The sequence below is a fragment of the Vibrio sp. JC009 genome, assembly GCF_029016485.1.
Classification (GTDB): domain Bacteria; phylum Pseudomonadota; class Gammaproteobacteria; order Enterobacterales; family Vibrionaceae; genus Vibrio.
Genome location: NZ_CP092106.1, coordinates 2,221,625 through 2,237,063, shown reverse-complemented (window position 1 = coordinate 2,237,063; position 15,439 = coordinate 2,221,625). Strand labels below are relative to the sequence as shown.

At 46.4% G+C, this 15,439-nt stretch carries 16 protein-coding genes; 8 read left to right on the top strand and 8 right to left on the bottom strand.

From position 1 onward, the window contains the following. Positions 1-209 precede the first annotated feature (209 nt). The 5 genes from L3Q72_RS09965 (at position 210) to recR (ending at position 5,343) form a co-directional block, all read left to right on the top strand. Positions 210-1,310, top strand: coding sequence for a response regulator (locus L3Q72_RS09965; protein WP_275129798.1), 1,101 nt, complete (start codon positions 210-212; stop codon positions 1,308-1,310). 296 nt (positions 1,311-1,606) lie between these two features. Beyond that, entirely contained in the window at positions 1,607-2,152 is a 546-nt protein-coding gene (gene apt, locus L3Q72_RS09960; protein WP_275129797.1) for an adenine phosphoribosyltransferase, read from the top strand. A 9-nt stretch (positions 2,153-2,161) separates the two neighbouring features. Further along, on the top strand, positions 2,162-4,288 hold the full coding sequence (gene dnaX / locus L3Q72_RS09955; RefSeq protein WP_275129796.1) for a DNA polymerase III subunit gamma/tau: 2,127 nt from the start codon (positions 2,162-2,164) through the stop codon (positions 4,286-4,288). Between the two features lie 98 nt (positions 4,289-4,386). Beyond that, complete coding sequence (locus L3Q72_RS09950; protein ID WP_275129795.1) at positions 4,387-4,719, top strand: YbaB/EbfC family nucleoid-associated protein; 333 nt, start codon at positions 4,387-4,389, stop codon at positions 4,717-4,719. Positions 4,720-4,743: 24 nt separating this feature from the next. Beyond that, positions 4,744-5,343, top strand: coding sequence for a recombination mediator RecR (gene recR / locus L3Q72_RS09945; protein WP_275129794.1), 600 nt, complete (start codon positions 4,744-4,746; stop codon positions 5,341-5,343). 57 nt (positions 5,344-5,400) lie between these two features. Here the strand turns inward: recR and glpQ are convergent, their stop codons facing one another. Together glpQ and glpT are read right to left on the bottom strand one after the other, a co-directional pair. Continuing rightward, positions 5,401-6,456 (bottom strand): glycerophosphodiester phosphodiesterase, encoded by a 1,056-nt coding sequence (glpQ, locus tag L3Q72_RS09940; protein ID WP_275129793.1) that lies wholly within the window; start codon positions 6,454-6,456, stop codon positions 5,401-5,403. Between the two features lie 52 nt (positions 6,457-6,508). Beyond that, complete coding sequence (glpT, locus tag L3Q72_RS09935; RefSeq protein WP_275129792.1) at positions 6,509-7,876, bottom strand: glycerol-3-phosphate transporter; 1,368 nt, start codon at positions 7,874-7,876, stop codon at positions 6,509-6,511. A 494-nt stretch (positions 7,877-8,370) separates the two neighbouring features. On the opposite strand from glpT, the gene L3Q72_RS09930 reads away from it, so the two are divergent. Continuing rightward, positions 8,371-9,156, top strand: coding sequence for a hypothetical protein (locus L3Q72_RS09930; protein WP_275129791.1), 786 nt, complete (start codon positions 8,371-8,373; stop codon positions 9,154-9,156). Position 9,157: 1 nt separating this feature from the next. Continuing rightward, positions 9,158-9,547, top strand: a complete 390-nt coding sequence (locus tag L3Q72_RS09925; protein ID WP_275129790.1) for a hypothetical protein — start codon at positions 9,158-9,160, stop codon at positions 9,545-9,547. Positions 9,548-9,839: 292 nt separating this feature from the next. Here the strand turns inward: L3Q72_RS09925 and L3Q72_RS09920 are convergent, their stop codons facing one another. Then, positions 9,840-10,307 carry a YcgN family cysteine cluster protein gene (locus L3Q72_RS09920; protein ID WP_275129789.1) on the bottom strand — a complete coding sequence of 156 codons (468 nt, stop codon included), beginning with the start codon at positions 10,305-10,307 and terminating at the stop codon, positions 9,840-9,842. Between the two features lie 125 nt (positions 10,308-10,432). On the opposite strand from L3Q72_RS09920, the gene L3Q72_RS09915 reads away from it, so the two are divergent. Beyond that, a complete protein-coding gene (locus L3Q72_RS09915) occupies positions 10,433-10,687 on the top strand; it encodes a YkgJ family cysteine cluster protein (protein ID WP_275129788.1) in 255 nt (84 codons plus the stop codon). 74 nt (positions 10,688-10,761) lie between these two features. On the opposite strand, the gene L3Q72_RS09910 is transcribed toward L3Q72_RS09915, so the two are convergent. From L3Q72_RS09910 to gap, 5 genes are all read right to left on the bottom strand, one after another. Further along, the gene (locus L3Q72_RS09910) at positions 10,762-11,118 is read right to left on the bottom strand and encodes a hypothetical protein (RefSeq protein ID WP_275129787.1); all 357 of its coding nucleotides are present in this window, start codon (positions 11,116-11,118) and stop codon (positions 10,762-10,764) included. A 150-nt stretch (positions 11,119-11,268) separates the two neighbouring features. Continuing rightward, entirely contained in the window at positions 11,269-12,210 is a 942-nt protein-coding gene (locus tag L3Q72_RS09905; RefSeq protein WP_275129786.1) for a ChaN family lipoprotein, read from the bottom strand. A 72-nt stretch (positions 12,211-12,282) separates the two neighbouring features. Then, positions 12,283-13,092, bottom strand: a complete 810-nt coding sequence (gene rlmA, locus L3Q72_RS09900) for a 23S rRNA (guanine(745)-N(1))-methyltransferase (RefSeq protein ID WP_275129785.1) — start codon at positions 13,090-13,092, stop codon at positions 12,283-12,285. Positions 13,093-13,243: 151 nt separating this feature from the next. Further along, complete coding sequence (locus L3Q72_RS09895; protein ID WP_275129784.1) at positions 13,244-14,125, bottom strand: D-hexose-6-phosphate mutarotase; 882 nt, start codon at positions 14,123-14,125, stop codon at positions 13,244-13,246. A 131-nt stretch (positions 14,126-14,256) separates the two neighbouring features. Then, positions 14,257-15,252: a type I glyceraldehyde-3-phosphate dehydrogenase gene (gene gap, locus L3Q72_RS09890; RefSeq protein ID WP_275129783.1), complete on the bottom strand. Its 996-nt coding sequence runs from the start codon at positions 15,250-15,252 to the stop codon at positions 14,257-14,259. Positions 15,253-15,439 lie beyond the last annotated feature (187 nt).

The following is a 15,439-nucleotide window of genomic DNA, read 5'->3' as shown; positions in this document are numbered from 1 at the left end:
AAAAATTGATGTTGTTTTTAAATTTTTTTTGAATGCTCTGCTATTGTCTTCCTGGAGTGGTGAAAAAGTCAGCATAATAATAAAACTGTGAATAAGAATTGTTTCGTGGAGATCTATATGTTGTATAATTTCCATTTCAGAGCTACTTTTTATAGGTAAGTCGGGAAAGTAAAAGTTCTGTTTTACTGATTTTGATACACGAGGTTTTTATGACGAGTAGCAATTCAGAGGCATTGGTTATTGAGCAGAAGGCCAGTGTCGCTAAACAGAGTATTTTGCTGGTAGACGACGATCCTATTTTCCGTAATTTTATCACTGCGCTGCTGAAACAAAGTGGCTATTCCGTTTCTGAAGCCGAGCATGGCCTGGATGCTTTACGTAAGCTAAAGGGTAACGTGCCGGACCTTATCCTCTGTGATCTGTCTATGCCTATTCTGGATGGTATCGAGTTTGCGGAAGAAGTCTGCTGGGAATATCCTGATATTCCTATGATAGTGGTTTCTGCTACCGAAGATATGTCCGATGTAGCCAGAGCGCTCAAGTTCGGCATCAAAGATTTCCTCTCTAAGCCGATTTCTGTCCCACAAAACCTGATTTCAGCCATCTCCAATGTACTTGAGGAGGAGGCGAAAGGTGCCTGCGCAAATAAGGACTTTAGCAGTCAGTGGTTCCGTGTGGGGGAAAAAGGGGATATTCCTGATGATAAAGAGCTTCACTGGCACCTTGACCATCTGCAGGATAATCCGAGTGCAGCAAGAGAGCTATTGCTGGCTCTGCTACCCGACAGAGATACAAAGCAGGGCAACTGGACATGCAGTTACAATTTGCTCCAGTCATCTGAATCCATGCCTCTGGTTTTTGATTATGCCTGGCTGGTTCAGGGGCAATTTGCTTTCTATATTATCGACTCTTCATCTAATGATGAGTGTGGTGTCGCCGCTTCGCTTCTGGTCAGGGCACTGTTCAATGACAGCCTGAGAAATCAGACGATGCGGGTAGATAAGTTAAAAGAGTTTGTTGTTAACGTAGAGAAAGGGATTGAATGCCTGGGTGCCAACGGCTCTGTTTCGGGCATGGTCGGCATTATTGATATGACCGACGGCACGGCAAAGATACTGCCTGCGGGTCTGGATGCTATCTGGACCGAAGGTAAAAACAGTGTGCGGATTCATGCCGGTAACAGACTGGGTGAAGGTGTTGCGGACAAAGTTGAGGTTACAGATTTCAGGGTCTACCAGGGCGGAAAACTGAACCTTGCCAATATCGGGGTTAGCCACTTCTCACTGGATATTCGCCCTTTACTAAACTGAGAAAGAAGGATTCTTAACCACTCAGTTCTCATTTTCGTGCCTCAGAGCCCATTTGAACGTTTGCGTTCTCCAACGAGGTTGCTCATTATTCAGAAAGTCACTAACATGTGCGGGAAGTGCGCCCATTCTTCTTAGGATGGGCTTTATTTTCTGCGCTTGGTATGTGGGCTATCACATAGGCTTTGGCGCGGTTTAGCAATGCTTGTTGACCTGGATAATTACCGGAATTGGTATAACTAAATATAAAGTGGTATCAGGTAGAGAAATGCAAGCTTAATACGTTACTTTTTAAGATTATGACTACAGACAAAATTTCATTAATTAAATCAAGCATTAAATCAATCCAGGATTATCCAAAACCAGGCATCCTGTTCCGCGATGTGACCAGCCTGATGGAAGACTCAGAGGCTTACCAGGCAACGATTAAATTGCTTGTTGAAAGATACAAAGACCACGGCTTTACAAAAGTTGTCGGTACTGAAGCACGAGGCTTTCTATTCGGTGCTCCGCTGGCTCTTGAGTTGGGACTGGGCTTTGTTCCTGTTCGTAAGCCGGGCAAACTGCCGCGTGAAACAGTGGCAGAATCATATGAGCTGGAATACGGCATGGATACGCTTGAAATCCATGTCGATGCAATCGAAGAAGGCGACAAAGTGATCATGGTTGATGACCTTCTGGCAACCGGCGGTACTATCGAAGCGACAACCAAACTGATTCGTCAGTTGGGCGGTGAAGTGGAACACGCTGCGTTTGTTATTAATCTGCCTGAAATTGGTGGTGACAAGCGTCTGGAAAGTCTTGGCCTTAACGTTTACAGTATCTGTGAATTTGAAGGTCACTAAGAGACATTAATGAGTTATCTAGCACTGGCGCGAAAGTGGCGTCCATCTCAGTTTAATCAGGTAGTGGGACAAGCCCACGTATTAACAGCTTTAGAAAATGCCCTGGCTCAGAACAGACTTCATCATGCGTATCTGTTCAGCGGCACCAGAGGTGTGGGCAAAACCTCCATCGGCAGGCTATTTGCCAAGGGGCTAAACTGTGAAACCGGAATTACTGCGACACCATGTGGTCAGTGCGATACCTGCCGCGAAATTGATGAAGGCCGTTTTGTTGATCTGCTTGAAATCGATGCCGCATCAAGAACCAAGGTAGAAGATACTCGCGAACTGCTGGACAACGTCCAGTACAAACCTGCCAGAGGCAGGTTTAAGGTGTATCTCATTGATGAGGTACATATGTTGTCCCGCCACAGCTTTAATGCGCTTCTGAAAACACTGGAAGAGCCGCCGGAGTACGTTAAGTTCCTGCTGGCAACAACCGATCCTCAGAAGCTGCCTGTGACAATTCTGTCCCGCTGTCTTCAGTTTCACCTGAAACCGATCAACTCAGACACAATTCACCAGCAGCTTGATTTTATTCTTGAAAAAGAAAACGTTTCCGCAGAGCCAAGAGCGGTGGGAATGATCTCCCATGCTGCTGACGGAAGTATGCGTGATGCACTGAGTCTGACAGACCAGGCTATTGCTCTGGGCAACAACAGTATCACGGTTGAAACGGTATCAACTATGCTGGGGTCGCTGGATACCGATCAGGCGATTCACCTGATTCAGGCAATCAGCAGCAAGCAGGCACAGACAGCTATGGCTGCGGTTGAAGCTCTTGCTCAGAACGGTGTTGACTGGGACGGACTACTGAAAGAGGTAGCAACTCAGCTGCACTGCATCGCCATGTACCAGGCATTGCCGGCCTCTCTGGACAGAGAAAGAGCGGACGCCGATAAAATTGAACTGCTGAGTAAGCAACTGACGCCTCAGGACGTTCAGCTTTGTTATCAGATTGCGCTGAAAGGCCGTGAAGACCTGCCACTGGCACCGACGGAACGAATCGGGCTTGAGATGGTTGTATTGCGCATGATTGCGTTCCGCCCTCAGGTGCAGAACGCCGCCTCTGAAATTGTATTACCCTCTGCTGAAGCGCAGCAGAGTGCGCCGGTAAATCCTCCGGCTGTACCTGCTCAGGCGAAACCTGAGCCTCAGCCAATTCAGCCTCAGGTACCTCAGGCTCAGATCCCTTCTCAACCACAGACAAGTCAGCCGGTCCAGCCTGCGCCAGCTCAGCAGCTAGTTGATGGCCCAAGCTATGATGATCTGCCTGCCTATGACGGAGAAGAGCCGGATTATCCGCAGTATGAGCAAGAGCAGAGCACGCCTAAGCCTGCACAGGAAGTGAAGCCTGAGCCGACTCAGCCACAGTCTCCTCCACGTTTGGCCGGATTACGTCATCAATTGCGCTCACAGCGAAATGCAGCCCCTCAGGGAGCTACTCGCCAGCCTTCGGGAGCGCGGCCTGCAAAAAAGTCTAATGCGGCGCCTGCCACATCTGTGTTTGACCGGATCCCTAATCAGTCGGGAAACAGAGCCAGTGTGCCGCAACAGTCATCTTCTGCTGAGAAACCTTCTGTTCCTGACGAGCCCTATCAATGGAAGCCAACAATTCAGGAAGAGGTGAGTGATAAGAAAGAGTTCACTCCAGCGCAGATAAAGCAGGCCCTTGAGCACACCAAAACGCCGGAAATGACAGAGAAGCTGGTTAAAGAGTCCATCGAGTCGGATAAGTGGTCAGCGCTGATTCAGCGGCTGAATGTCGCCAAGCTGGTTGAGCAGTTAGCGTTAAACTCAGCGTTCAGGAAGCAGGGCTCAACAATAGAGCTTTCCCTTCGTGAAGCACACGCTCACCTGAATACAGACAAGGCGCAGCAGGAGCTGTTGCAGTCCATTAACCAGATATTGGGTGAAGAGTGTCACCTGTCGGTTGAAATCGGTACTCAGGGAAAAACGCCTCTGGAAATCAGAGAAGAGATTTATCAGGGAAAACTGCAGTCAGCACACAAGAGCCTGGCAGAAGATCCCAACGTAGAATTTATTGTTAAAAGGTTTGCCGCACAGCTGGATGAAGATAGCGTCAGACCGATATAAAGAACTCATCGGGGTTGAAGAAGTGTTCTTTAGCCTCTATATAAAAGAGAAGTGTAATTTGGTGCAGAATATTCAAGTAAACAAACAGAGAGAAAAACATGTTTGGTGGTAAAGGCGGAATGGGCAACCTGATGAAGCAGGCCCAGCAGATGCAAGATCGTATGCAAAAGCTTCAGGAAGAAATTGCAAATATGGAAGTAACGGGTGAGTCAGGCGCAGGTCTGGTTAAAGTTACTATCACTGGCAGCCATAGTGTTCGTCGCGTAGATATCGACGAAAGCCTTATGGAAGATGACAAAGAGATGCTTGAAGATCTTATCGCAGCAGCATTTAACGATGCAGCACGCCGCGTTGAAGAGACTCAGAAAGAGAAGATGGCATCAGTGACTGGCGGTATGCAACTACCACCAGGCATGAAAATGCCATTCTAACTCGCACAAGAAGTACGAGTAATAATGCGAACCAGTAATATGCTGGAGCAATTGATGGAGGCCTTGCGCTGCCTGCCTGGGGTTGGCCCCAAGTCGGCACAACGTATGGCCTTTCATTTATTGCAGCGAGACAGAAAAGGCGGCCTGCAACTGGCAGATGCGCTGTCAAAAGCCATGACTGAAATTGGTCACTGCGAAGAGTGCAGAACCTTTACTGAAGAAGATATCTGCCATATCTGCAGCAACCCAAAGCGGCAGGAAAACGGCTTGCTCTGTGTGGTTGAAAGCCCGGCGGATATTGCCGCGGTTGAAGCCACAGGTCAGTATTCAGGAAGATATTTTGTTCTGATGGGGCATCTGTCTCCACTGGATGGCATTGGCCCGAGCGATATTGGTCTTGATATGCTGGATTTCAGACTTCAGCGCGGTGATATCAAGGAAGTCATTCTCGCCACAAACCCAACGGTTGAGGGCGAGGCAACGGCGCACTATATCGCCGAACTCTGTCACGCCCATGAAGTCTCAGCCAGCCGGATTGCTCATGGTGTTCCGGTAGGCGGCGAGCTTGAGCTGGTCGATGGTACGACGCTGTCCCACTCGTTATTGGGAAGGCAAAAGCTCTGAAGTGCTTATTGAAAAGAAAAGCCTTAGCGGTTCATTAAATCGCTAAGGCTTTTTTGGTTACTGATTAAGGAAACTTACCGCTTTATCCGGGAAATCGGTAAATAAACCATCCACTTTTACCTGATTGTAGAAGATATCCAGCATACCTTCGAAGCTGTCGGTATAAGCCGGAATTCTGCCCGGATCGGCACGGAAAGTGTACGGGTGGACCTGCAACCCTGCTTCTCTGGCCTCCTGCATCATTGGATTGATGATGATATTGCCTTTCTTGGATTTATTATCAACCAGCATAGGTTTCCACGGACCAATCCCTTCGGCATATTCTGCAATCTTTTTCATTGCACCCGGCTTAAACATCCAGTCGTAGTTGTATGGTGTCGCTTTACCGTCGCTGTACTCCATGGTTTCGTTCCAGTCGGTGTGCGCTATTAACTGGACAAGCTTAAGATCCATATCCAGAGCTGGCATCAGTTCGTTATTGATACGCATGGTTTCGTTAGGGTCAAAACACTGAACGTAAGCTTTGTCATCCATGCTGTCATAGCCGTATTTTTTCAGCTCTTTCAGCACTTCTAAGGAAATATCTTTTCCTTCATGCCTGTGGAACCATGGTGCTTTTATTTCCGGGTAGATGCCGATGTTATAGCCCAGTGTTTTGTTCAGGCCCTGAATCAGCTCAATTTCTTCGGCAAGAGTAGGAACGGTAAAATCGGACTTCCACATAGGGAAGCGGGTAGGGTAGCCCGGTGCGATATTACCTTTATCATCTACCTTAAAGCCTTCAGTTACCCTGAGAGATTTGATTTCGGCCAGAGTAAAGTCGATGGCGTAGTAGCGTCCGTCTTCCCGGGCACGGTCTGGATATTTGGAAGCTACATCGGTAACGCGGTCAAGATAGTGGTCGTGAAGTACCACAATCTGATTGTCTTTCGTCATTACAACATCCTGCTCTATGTAATCTGGTTTCATTGCATAGGCAAGAGTCTTAGCCTCCAGTGTGTGTTCAGGCAAATAGCCTGATGCGCCGCGGTGGGCGATAACCAGGGGTTTTGCTACAGCAACAGATGAGAAGCAGATAGCCAGGGCGGTAACGTACAGAGGGGTTTTGTTCATGTTTTAGTCCTTGGTTTGCGGGAAGCCGGGTATAACCGGCTTCGCCTTGTGATTATTTTGCAGCCTGTTCTTCTTGAAGTCTCTTCTGTTCGTGATGATTGCGCTCACCCATCAGGGCGTAGGTCAGACATACGATAGATGTGATACATGAGCCGACCAGAATGATAAACCCGCCATCCCAGCCAAAGTGGTCCACCGTATAACCAAGTACGGCGTTTGCAGCCACAGCGCCACCCAGATAGCCAAATAGCCCGGTCAGACCTGCCGCTGTGCCGGCTGCTTTCTTCGGAGCCAGCTCCAGAGCGTAAAGACCAATCAGCATAACCGGACCGTAAATCAGGAAGCCGATAGCAACCAGGGCAATCATATCGACAGTAGGGTTACCGGCAGGGTTAAACCAGTAAACAAGTACAGCTATAGTCACCAGGGCCATAAACAGAATGCCTGCTGGGGCACGGCGCCCTTTAAACAGTTTATCTGATAGCCAGCCACACAGCAGGGTGCCCGGAATACCGGCCCACTCATAAAGGAAGTAAGCCCAGGAAGATTTATCTACGGTAAACTCTTTTGCTTCTTTCAGGTAAACCGGTGCCCAGTCCAGAACACCGTAACGAATTAAGTAAACAAAGGCGTTAGCAATGGCGATGGACCACAGCAGCTTGTTAGAGAAGACATACTTAAAGAAGATTTCCTTAGCGGTCATCTCTTTCTCATGGGACTCATCGTATTCATCCGGATAGTCGTTTTTATACTCTTCGATCGACGGTAGACCGCAGGACTGAGGCGTGTCGCGAACTGTTGCCCAGATAAAGATGGCAACAAGAGTTGCGAAAAATGCAGGGACATAAAATGCGGTACGCCAGTCATCATGGAACATCCACAGACCGAGCAGGAACATAGGGCCGATTAAGCCGCCACCAATGTTATGAGCCACGTTCCAGACAGATACGATTTCCCCCCGTTCTTTACGCGACCACCAGTGAACCATGGTCCGCCCACATGCTGGCCAGCCCATACCCTGGAACCAGCCGTTTAAGAACAGCAGAATAAACATGGCTGTGATACTGCCGGTCGCCCATGGCATAAAGCCAAAGCAGAACATAATCAAAGCGGATAAAAGCAGACCGCCACTGAGAAAGTACCTTGGATTGGAACGGTCGGAGACACTGCCCATCAGAAACTTAGATAAACCATAGGCAATGGAGACCGCAGCCAGTGCAACCCCCAAATCCCCCCGGCTGTAACCCTCATCAATCAGGTAGGGCATAGCCAGACTAAAGTTTTTACGAACCAGATAATAACCGGCGTATCCGACAAAAATACCGATAAAGAGCTGCCAGCGTAGACGGGTATAAGTGCTGTCGATCTGGCCGGTATCTAAGCGATCGATATGCGCCTTAGGTTTGAATATTCCAAACATAGAGACCTCATTTCTGTTGTGTGCGATGGTATAAGAGAACGAGCGAACGAATAAATTAGTTTTCGTTCGAAAGAGTTTGGAATTATATGAACAACAGAAAGGCGTTTTGCGAGAGGCTTCTTGTAAGAGTAAATAGCCTCGCAAATACAAAGGGTTAAGTTTGGTATTTACGAGGCTTGTATCATTTTAGCTGAACTTTTCCAGTGTATAGATAGGTTATACTATTGATCAGAAAGGATTTTGCCAGTGCATTAGTAGGTTAATATATCTAGCAAAGCTGTGTCAATAATCACGCATATCCCCAAATAACCATCTATATTCATCTATATAACGTTTTTTCATTAGCGTTCAGAAGGTAAAAACTATATGATGCATGTTCGAATTAGGTATATCTATTAGACATGTCCAAGTATCATTTGGTTATGCTCTGTACTAACATATATCTAGTTATATTACCCTTCTAATGTATCAGTGAATTGTATAGGAAGTCTCCTTTGACGGCTTTAGCACCAGAACCTAAAACAAATGAACTGTTAGATAGCTTGATGGAAGCTATCAGTTCGAATACTGTTTTAAGTGAATTTGAAGTTGCTTATTACAAACGGGAAGCTGAAAAGTTATCGAGCCCTGATCATACTCACTTGATTCTGACTTTGTTATACACCTCCTTGCGACAACAGAAGCAGACGTTAATTCATGCACAAGAAGCTTTGAGATTGAGTCAAGGTGATCGAGCAGTGCACTGCAATGTAATCTGGGCACTTAGCTTTGTTGGAGCTGCGAAGTCGGTGTACAACCTAATAATCGATTTGCCTATTGAGCATAGCTCAGTGGCCATAGTTGAGAATATTGCTAGTGCAAGTGACTTTTACAATAATTTTGATTTCACGGAAAGGGTTATTAGCCATATAGATGATCCTGCGTCTGATACGTTTCAGATAGTTTCACGACACCTTAAGTTAAAAAAGAAATTGTTAACTTTTGCTGTTAAAAATTTCGGTGTGACGGAAGAAAATTTACGAGCAATTTCTCTATTGGCTGCAGAAGTTCTAGAAGAACAAGATATTGCTAGCCCGGTAAATTCTTTATTGCATGTGCTACCAGAATCAGAGCAACTTGATGTCATTTTCGAAGTTGCCGGTAAACCGGAAGCTATTTTTGATCTCAACTGGGCTCTGAGTGAGAAACTTGTTGAGCATGATTTAGTATCTAATGGTATTGTAGCTAGGTTCGATGTTAGTCAAAACAAACGTCAACTAATTGTAGGAGGAACAGCTTAATATGCCGATTACTCCTCAAGAATTACTAGAGCATGCAGAAGTTCTGCACAACAACAGCACTTCAGAAGCGGATTATCGAACTACAATAAGTAAAAGTTATTATGCTATGTACCATTCGGTTCTAGCTATATTAGATAATGAACCACCGGCGGTATCTGGCCAGGGCGTCCATGCCTCTCTTATCAGTTATCTGGATTCACAAGACGCGAAAGATTGCGAACAACATGATCCTAAAGTTCTCAAATCGCTGTCTTATATCCTTGCTCAATATAAGTCTAAAAGAGTATTAGCAGACTATAAGCTTCGGGAACTTGTAAGCGAAGCTCATGCGATTGAAACACTGAATGCAGCTAAAAACCTTAAAGCTAAATGTGATGCTCTGATAGCATGAGCCTTTAATTAAGGAAGCTGAAATACATCCATTTCACAATGACATGGCAAAAGTGCTAAAAGTTTGCCTGGCTACCGGAGGACGATTCCGGGCCACTTTTCAGCATTGGCTATTCAACCGTATACCGCTTTATCAAAAAGCATGTACCACGCCTGAGCAAACAGGCCGCTCACGTTCTGCGGCATACATTCGCCAGCTACTACATGATGAATGGCGGCAAATTTTTTTGATATAGATGGTTGCTGATGATTATTGAGAATAAGGCAATTTTGTAACCCATTGAATAATATCGCTAACCCTCGTCACGACTGATTTCCAGATGCTCACGATCAGGATGATTCAAAATGTGGTCCTCCCAATTTTTAACATCAACCTCATAAACAATCTTATTACGGACACTCTCACCAGCAGCATGCATGGCAGATTTTGAGCCGGTTAGTAGAGGGTGCCAGGAAGGCAGATCTTTGCCTTCGGCCAGGAGGCGGTAGGCGCAGGTATCTGGTAGCCAGTGGAATTCCGGGATTTTGTCTCTGGTGAGCTTCAGGCACTCTTCACCGGACTTAAAGCGGTTTGGATAGTCTTTGCAACTGCAGGTTTTACTGTTTAACCAGCTGCAGGCTACATTGGTGTAGTAGACTTCGTCGGTATCTTCATCCATCAGTTTATGCAGGCAGCATTTGCCACAGCCGTCGCAGAGGGATTCCCACTCGGCTTCGTTCATCTCTTCCAGTTTTTTTTCCTGCCAGAATGCTTGTGTCATTGCTCTGCCTTTAAACATGATTTGGGCGGCAATTTATACCTCTCTGAAAGGCAAAGTTCAAGCAGATTGCTGATCTATTCGCAGACATTTGCTACTATCGCCGCCTATTTTATTGAGAGGTTTGTATGGAATGTCGTTTAGGTTGTGGGGCTTGCTGCATTGCTCCGAGTATTTCAACCAGTTATCCATTGCATCCGCAGGGGAAAAAGGCAGGTGAACGCTGTAAGCAACTGGATGAAAAGAATCTGTGCAAGCTTTTTGGTAAGCCTGAACGACCGGATGTTTGCCACAAATTTCAGGCGGCAGAGTGGGTGTGCGGGGAGGACTCAGCACAGGCCATCGCCATTCTTACTGAGCTTGAGCACTCAACTCAAAGTTAGTGGTAAAGAAACACAACAGCCCGGGCCGGATTTTTCAATCCTTCCCGGGTACGTGCTGTATCAGGCAGTGTTGGTTAAACTACTGCTAACAGAAGTGCCCCGACAGTTGCTGCCCCTTTAAGAAACTGACCTGCGGTATAGCTGTCTTCAGATTCTTTCACGCCTTCTCCCCCTTCCGGCTTATCCATTCCGAATACGCCATGAGCGAAAGATTTTGCATCCGAGGGTTTTTCTACCTGATTACTTTCTTTATCAATCTCGGAAAGCGCAGCCATTAATGCTTTACCTTCTTCGGTAAGCATTACGCCACTCTTTTCAGTTTTGACCGCTTCGGGCTTTTCTTCTGCCAGCTTAGGAGCGTTTTGGGCGCTACTTGGCTGCTGCAAAGAATAAGCCTTAGCTGCATTGTTATTCATTCCTACTGGTGTCATAAATCGGCCCCAATATTTGATTGCTAAATGCATCAGTACGCTCAATAGCCAACGGTACTGATATCAACTTATCGGATGAAAGCGGCAAAACTTTAATCTTTTTTGCCGCTTTACCGTATCGGTTATTTAAGAAGCAAAAAGCAGACCAAATTAATCAGGTTTTTCACATTTCAGATTTTTATTTCTTCCGGCCATTTTATGTATGGACTTCATTTGGTTCTCTTTTTGAATGAAACGGGCAGGTGGGGCGAGTACTAAGAGCTGATAATCTGGCGAGTTATCAGACAATTCACTAACAGGGGTGATCACAGCAACCTTCAGGCCGGCATCCCTCGTTTGTACAGAATTTGCTATGCCCAGGCCTTTCTCAGTATGAAACTTACCGGCAATGTGCATCACTTTATGTGAAGGATTTGCCTTCAGGTAGCGGACAATACTTTCCGCCATGGTTTCATCCCAGGTGACCTGAGCGGCAAAATGGTTGGCGTTGTCTTCAGGTTTGCCGTGATGCATGGATTGCATAAACCTTGTTTTATAGGGTGAGTCGGAAGTGTTGATTGTTTTAGCAATATACAGGCGCTCTTTTTCATCAAGGATATCCAGATAGCCCAGTCCTTCTTGTCCTATACATCTGACGACCTGCTTAGGCGCATTTGCTGCGATAACAGGAATCGCGTTTGCTTTTGAGTATTCCACCAGAGGCCGGTAGTCGCTTTCGTAGTTCGGCCATGCTTTGGCTTCTGAAGTGAGGGTGACTTCGCCAATATCACCATTCAGATACTGATCTAAAATATCCTGTTTATCGCGGGAAAACTGCTCCATTGAAAGGGCAAGCTTATCGAGTTTTCTGTGCAGAGACTGTAGCAGCCGTGCCTGAAAAAGGTGAGTTGCCGGGTGGGTATGCCATTCTCCCACTAAGATTACGTCATAGGAGCCAAGTTCATTAGCCAACTGCTCAAGAGTCAGGGCCTGACCTTTGCCGGAGAATAACTGGTAATCGTAATAGCTTTCCATCGCATAAGCGGAATTAGGCTTGTTTCCGCCTGCGCACCCTGCAATTAATGTGGTCAGGATTAGAGCTAATGAACGCATACCGTTTCCTTACGTACTGATAAACCTGACTTAAAGGGTAGACGAGTATGAAATACAAATCAGCAGGCAGGCTCAGATTTTTTGGTATACGCGGATCATAAAATCGGCTTCACAGGGAAACTCTTTGGCCGATGTCAGCTCTGCTTTGAATTTCGGCGTTGCTTTCCAGGCAAAGGGAGTCATCTGAAGCAGATCAGCCGCTTCCGGGCCGGTCAGGTTCATTAGGTAATTAAGCTTTTCTTCATTGACCAGTGTAAAGCCTTCAATGGATTCTGCAGATTCATCATGCAGTCTGACGCCATCGTAGATACGATCTCTTAGCTCATAAAGATGACGGGCTGCCGGGGTTACCGTGACAACAAAACCACCCTCTTTGATGCAGCGGCTAAGTTCTTCTGCTTTACAGGGGGCATAGATTCTCAGAATGGTATCCAGTGAGCTGTCTTCAAACGGCAGTCTGTGGCTGGAGGCAACAGAGAAGTGGCAGTCAGGGTAACGTTTAGAGGCATACCTTACCGCGACTTTGGCGATATCTAAGCCATAGACCTGGGCATCAGACACTTTCCCGGAAAGCTGCTGACACACTTTTTGAGTGTAATAACCTTCACCGCAGCCAATGTCCAGTAAAGAACCGTTGCTGTATTTACTACAGATCTCAGCAACGCGATTTGCAAGTTTGTCGTAATGGCCGCTATTTAGAAATGCTCTTCGCGCCTGCATCATCTCAGTGCTGTCACCAGGATTTTTGGAGCGCTTCTGATTTGCAGGCATCAGGTTGACATACCCTTCCTTAGCCACATCGAACTGGTGATTGTTTTCACAGCGGAAACTATTTTTTTGAAGATTTAAAGATTGGTGGCAGAGAGGGCATTGGTAGTGCATGGTTTTTCCTTTGAGCTGTCAGCTTTGAGCTGTCAGCTTTCAGTGGTAAGTGCGGTTTAATTATACTTTTCTATTAACTTTAGCAGGATTAAAGAAGGCGAGGTGGGTCAGTAACCCACCTCTGATAGCTGAAAGCCGACAGCTGACAGCTCTAACCAACCGAGATTTCGGTTACCAACTGATAGCTTTCTTCAGGAGCAAGAATTTTACCTTCTTCAATGCTCTTAGCGTGAAGGGTAGACTCAACACACAGCATAGTTTCCCAGCCGTTATCCTGCATATCACCCATACCGGCAGCACCTTCTGCCCAAGGGTTCCAGATAACTGCCGAGTTATCACCGGAGTTACGGATTTCGATGGTACGGCTGTTCTTAGGATCGCTGATCTTAATCAGTTCTTCCGGCTGAGTGTAAACACGGTCAACAGTGTCAGTCAGTTGCAGCTCAGCGCCACCCTGGCAGATTTTACCTTCCTGCAGGCTGTCAATGTACTCAGCACCCATACCTGTAGTCACAGACTCACGGATGTCAGCAATGTTGAAATAAGTGTGCAGCGCACCAGAGAATTTCCACTCTTTGTCGTCAGTGTTGGTCACATCCAGAGTAACTTTCAGTTTTTCAGAAACTTCAACATACAGACGAGCCTGGAATGCGTGAGGCCATACTGCCAGCGTCTCTTCGTTCTCTTCCAGACCAAGGCAGACAATCACGCCTTCTTCTGTTTCCCTGTGCTCAATCAGAGCCCATTCGCTGGTACGTGCGAAACCGTGAGCAGGCGCTGCGACGCGGCCAAACCATGGCCAGCATACCGGGATACCGCCACGGATGGCTTTTTCAGGGCTGAAATCTGCTTTTTCGCTCAGCCAGATAACGTCTTCCTGACCCTGTGGCTTAAATGAGATAACGTGCGCGCCGTGAAGGGCAATCTCTGCCTGTGCTTTTTCATGTTGAACGCTTACGATTTTTGCGCCTTCTCTTTCTACGATAGTGACACAGTCAGCCAGTGCATTAACAACAGATGAATGTTTTTCCATGAGAGCATATTTCCTATAGTTGCCGGGGTTCCCTGGGGGCCGGAAACCTCATTTTACAGAGTGATAAGACTAAAAAAGGCGACCAATGGCCGCCTTTTTCTAAGTCTTTCAAAGAAAGTCTTAACTAATGCTTACTTAGAGATGTGAGCGATTAGGTCAAGAACTTTGTTTGAGTAACCGATTTCGTTGTCGTACCAAGATACAACTTTAACGAACTTGTCAGTTAGTGCGATACCAGCAGCTGCATCGAATACAGAAGTGCAAGTTTCGCCGATGAAGTCTTGAGATACAACTGCGTCTTCAGTGTAACCAAGAACGCCAGCCATTTCGCCTTCAGAAGCTTCTTTCATAGCAGCACAGATTGCTTCGTAAGAAGCAGCTTCTTTTAGGTTAACTGTCAGGTCAACTACAGAAACGTTAGCAGTTGGAACGCGGAAAGCCATACCAGTTAGAAGACCTTTAACTTCTGGAAGTACAACGCCTACAGCTTTAGCAGCACCAGTTGAAGATGGGATGATGTTCTGAGAAGCACCACGACCACCACGCCAGTCTTTAGCAGAAGGACCGTCAACAGTCTTCTGAGTAGCAGTAGTTGCGTGAACAGTAGTCATAAGACCAGATTCGATGCCGAACTTGTCATTAAGAACTTTAGCGATAGGTGCTAGACAGTTAGTAGTACAAGAAGCGTTAGAAACGATGTCTTGGCCAGCGTAAGTGTCGAAGTTTACACCGTTAACGAACATTGGAGTTGCGTCTTTAGAAGGACCAGTCAGAACAACTTTCTTAGCACCAGCAGTGATGTGCTGACGTGCAGTTTCGTCAGTTAGGAAGATACCAGTTGCTTCAGCTACAACGTCAACACCGATTTCGTCCCACTTAAGGTCAGTTGGGTTACGCTCAGCAGTAACACGTACAGTCTTACCGTTTACGATTAGGTTACCACCTTCAACTTCAACAGTGCCGTTGAAACGACCGTGAGTTGAGTCGTACTTCAGCATGTATGCCATGTAATCTACGTCGATAAGGTCGTTAATACCTACAACTTCGATGTCAGCGCGCTCTACAGATGCACGAAATACGAAACGGCCGATACGGCCAAAACCGTTAATACCTACTTTGATAGTCATTATAGTTGCTCCACAACTTAATATTTCTGATGAAAGATAAACTGGTAGTAAAATTACAAAACCCAGCAACTGACTGCAACAAATAATTGGTCTTAACTTGCTCAAAGTCAAAAAAAAGTATGGCTTTTTTTCGAAGCTCGTAAGAAATGACGTTTTTTTGCTCTTTATTGTTGGTGTCTGTTATCAA

Coding starts and splice junctions, on each gene's coding strand:
- L3Q72_RS09965 (WP_275129798.1), top strand. CDS start 210: ATGACGAGTAGCAATTCAGAGGCATTGGTTATTGAGCAGAAGGCCAGT.
- apt (WP_275129797.1), top strand. CDS start 1,607: ATGACTACAGACAAAATTTCATTAATTAAATCAAGCATTAAATCAATC.
- dnaX (WP_275129796.1), top strand. CDS start 2,162: ATGAGTTATCTAGCACTGGCGCGAAAGTGGCGTCCATCTCAGTTTAAT.
- L3Q72_RS09950 (WP_275129795.1), top strand. CDS start 4,387: ATGTTTGGTGGTAAAGGCGGAATGGGCAACCTGATGAAGCAGGCCCAG.
- recR (WP_275129794.1), top strand. CDS start 4,744: ATGCGAACCAGTAATATGCTGGAGCAATTGATGGAGGCCTTGCGCTGC.
- glpQ (WP_275129793.1), bottom strand. CDS start 6,456: ATGAACAAAACCCCTCTGTACGTTACCGCCCTGGCTATCTGCTTCTCA.
- glpT (WP_275129792.1), bottom strand. CDS start 7,876: ATGTTTGGAATATTCAAACCTAAGGCGCATATCGATCGCTTAGATACC.
- L3Q72_RS09925 (WP_275129790.1), top strand. CDS start 9,158: ATGCCGATTACTCCTCAAGAATTACTAGAGCATGCAGAAGTTCTGCAC.
- L3Q72_RS09920 (WP_275129789.1), bottom strand. CDS start 10,307: ATGACACAAGCATTCTGGCAGGAAAAAAAACTGGAAGAGATGAACGAA.
- L3Q72_RS09915 (WP_275129788.1), top strand. CDS start 10,433: ATGGAATGTCGTTTAGGTTGTGGGGCTTGCTGCATTGCTCCGAGTATT.
- L3Q72_RS09910 (WP_275129787.1), bottom strand. CDS start 11,118: ATGACACCAGTAGGAATGAATAACAATGCAGCTAAGGCTTATTCTTTG.
- L3Q72_RS09905 (WP_275129786.1), bottom strand. CDS start 12,210: ATGCGTTCATTAGCTCTAATCCTGACCACATTAATTGCAGGGTGCGCA.
- rlmA (WP_275129785.1), bottom strand. CDS start 13,092: ATGCACTACCAATGCCCTCTCTGCCACCAATCTTTAAATCTTCAAAAA.
- L3Q72_RS09895 (WP_275129784.1), bottom strand. CDS start 14,125: ATGGAAAAACATTCATCTGTTGTTAATGCACTGGCTGACTGTGTCACT.
- gap (WP_275129783.1), bottom strand. CDS start 15,252: ATGACTATCAAAGTAGGTATTAACGGTTTTGGCCGTATCGGCCGTTTC.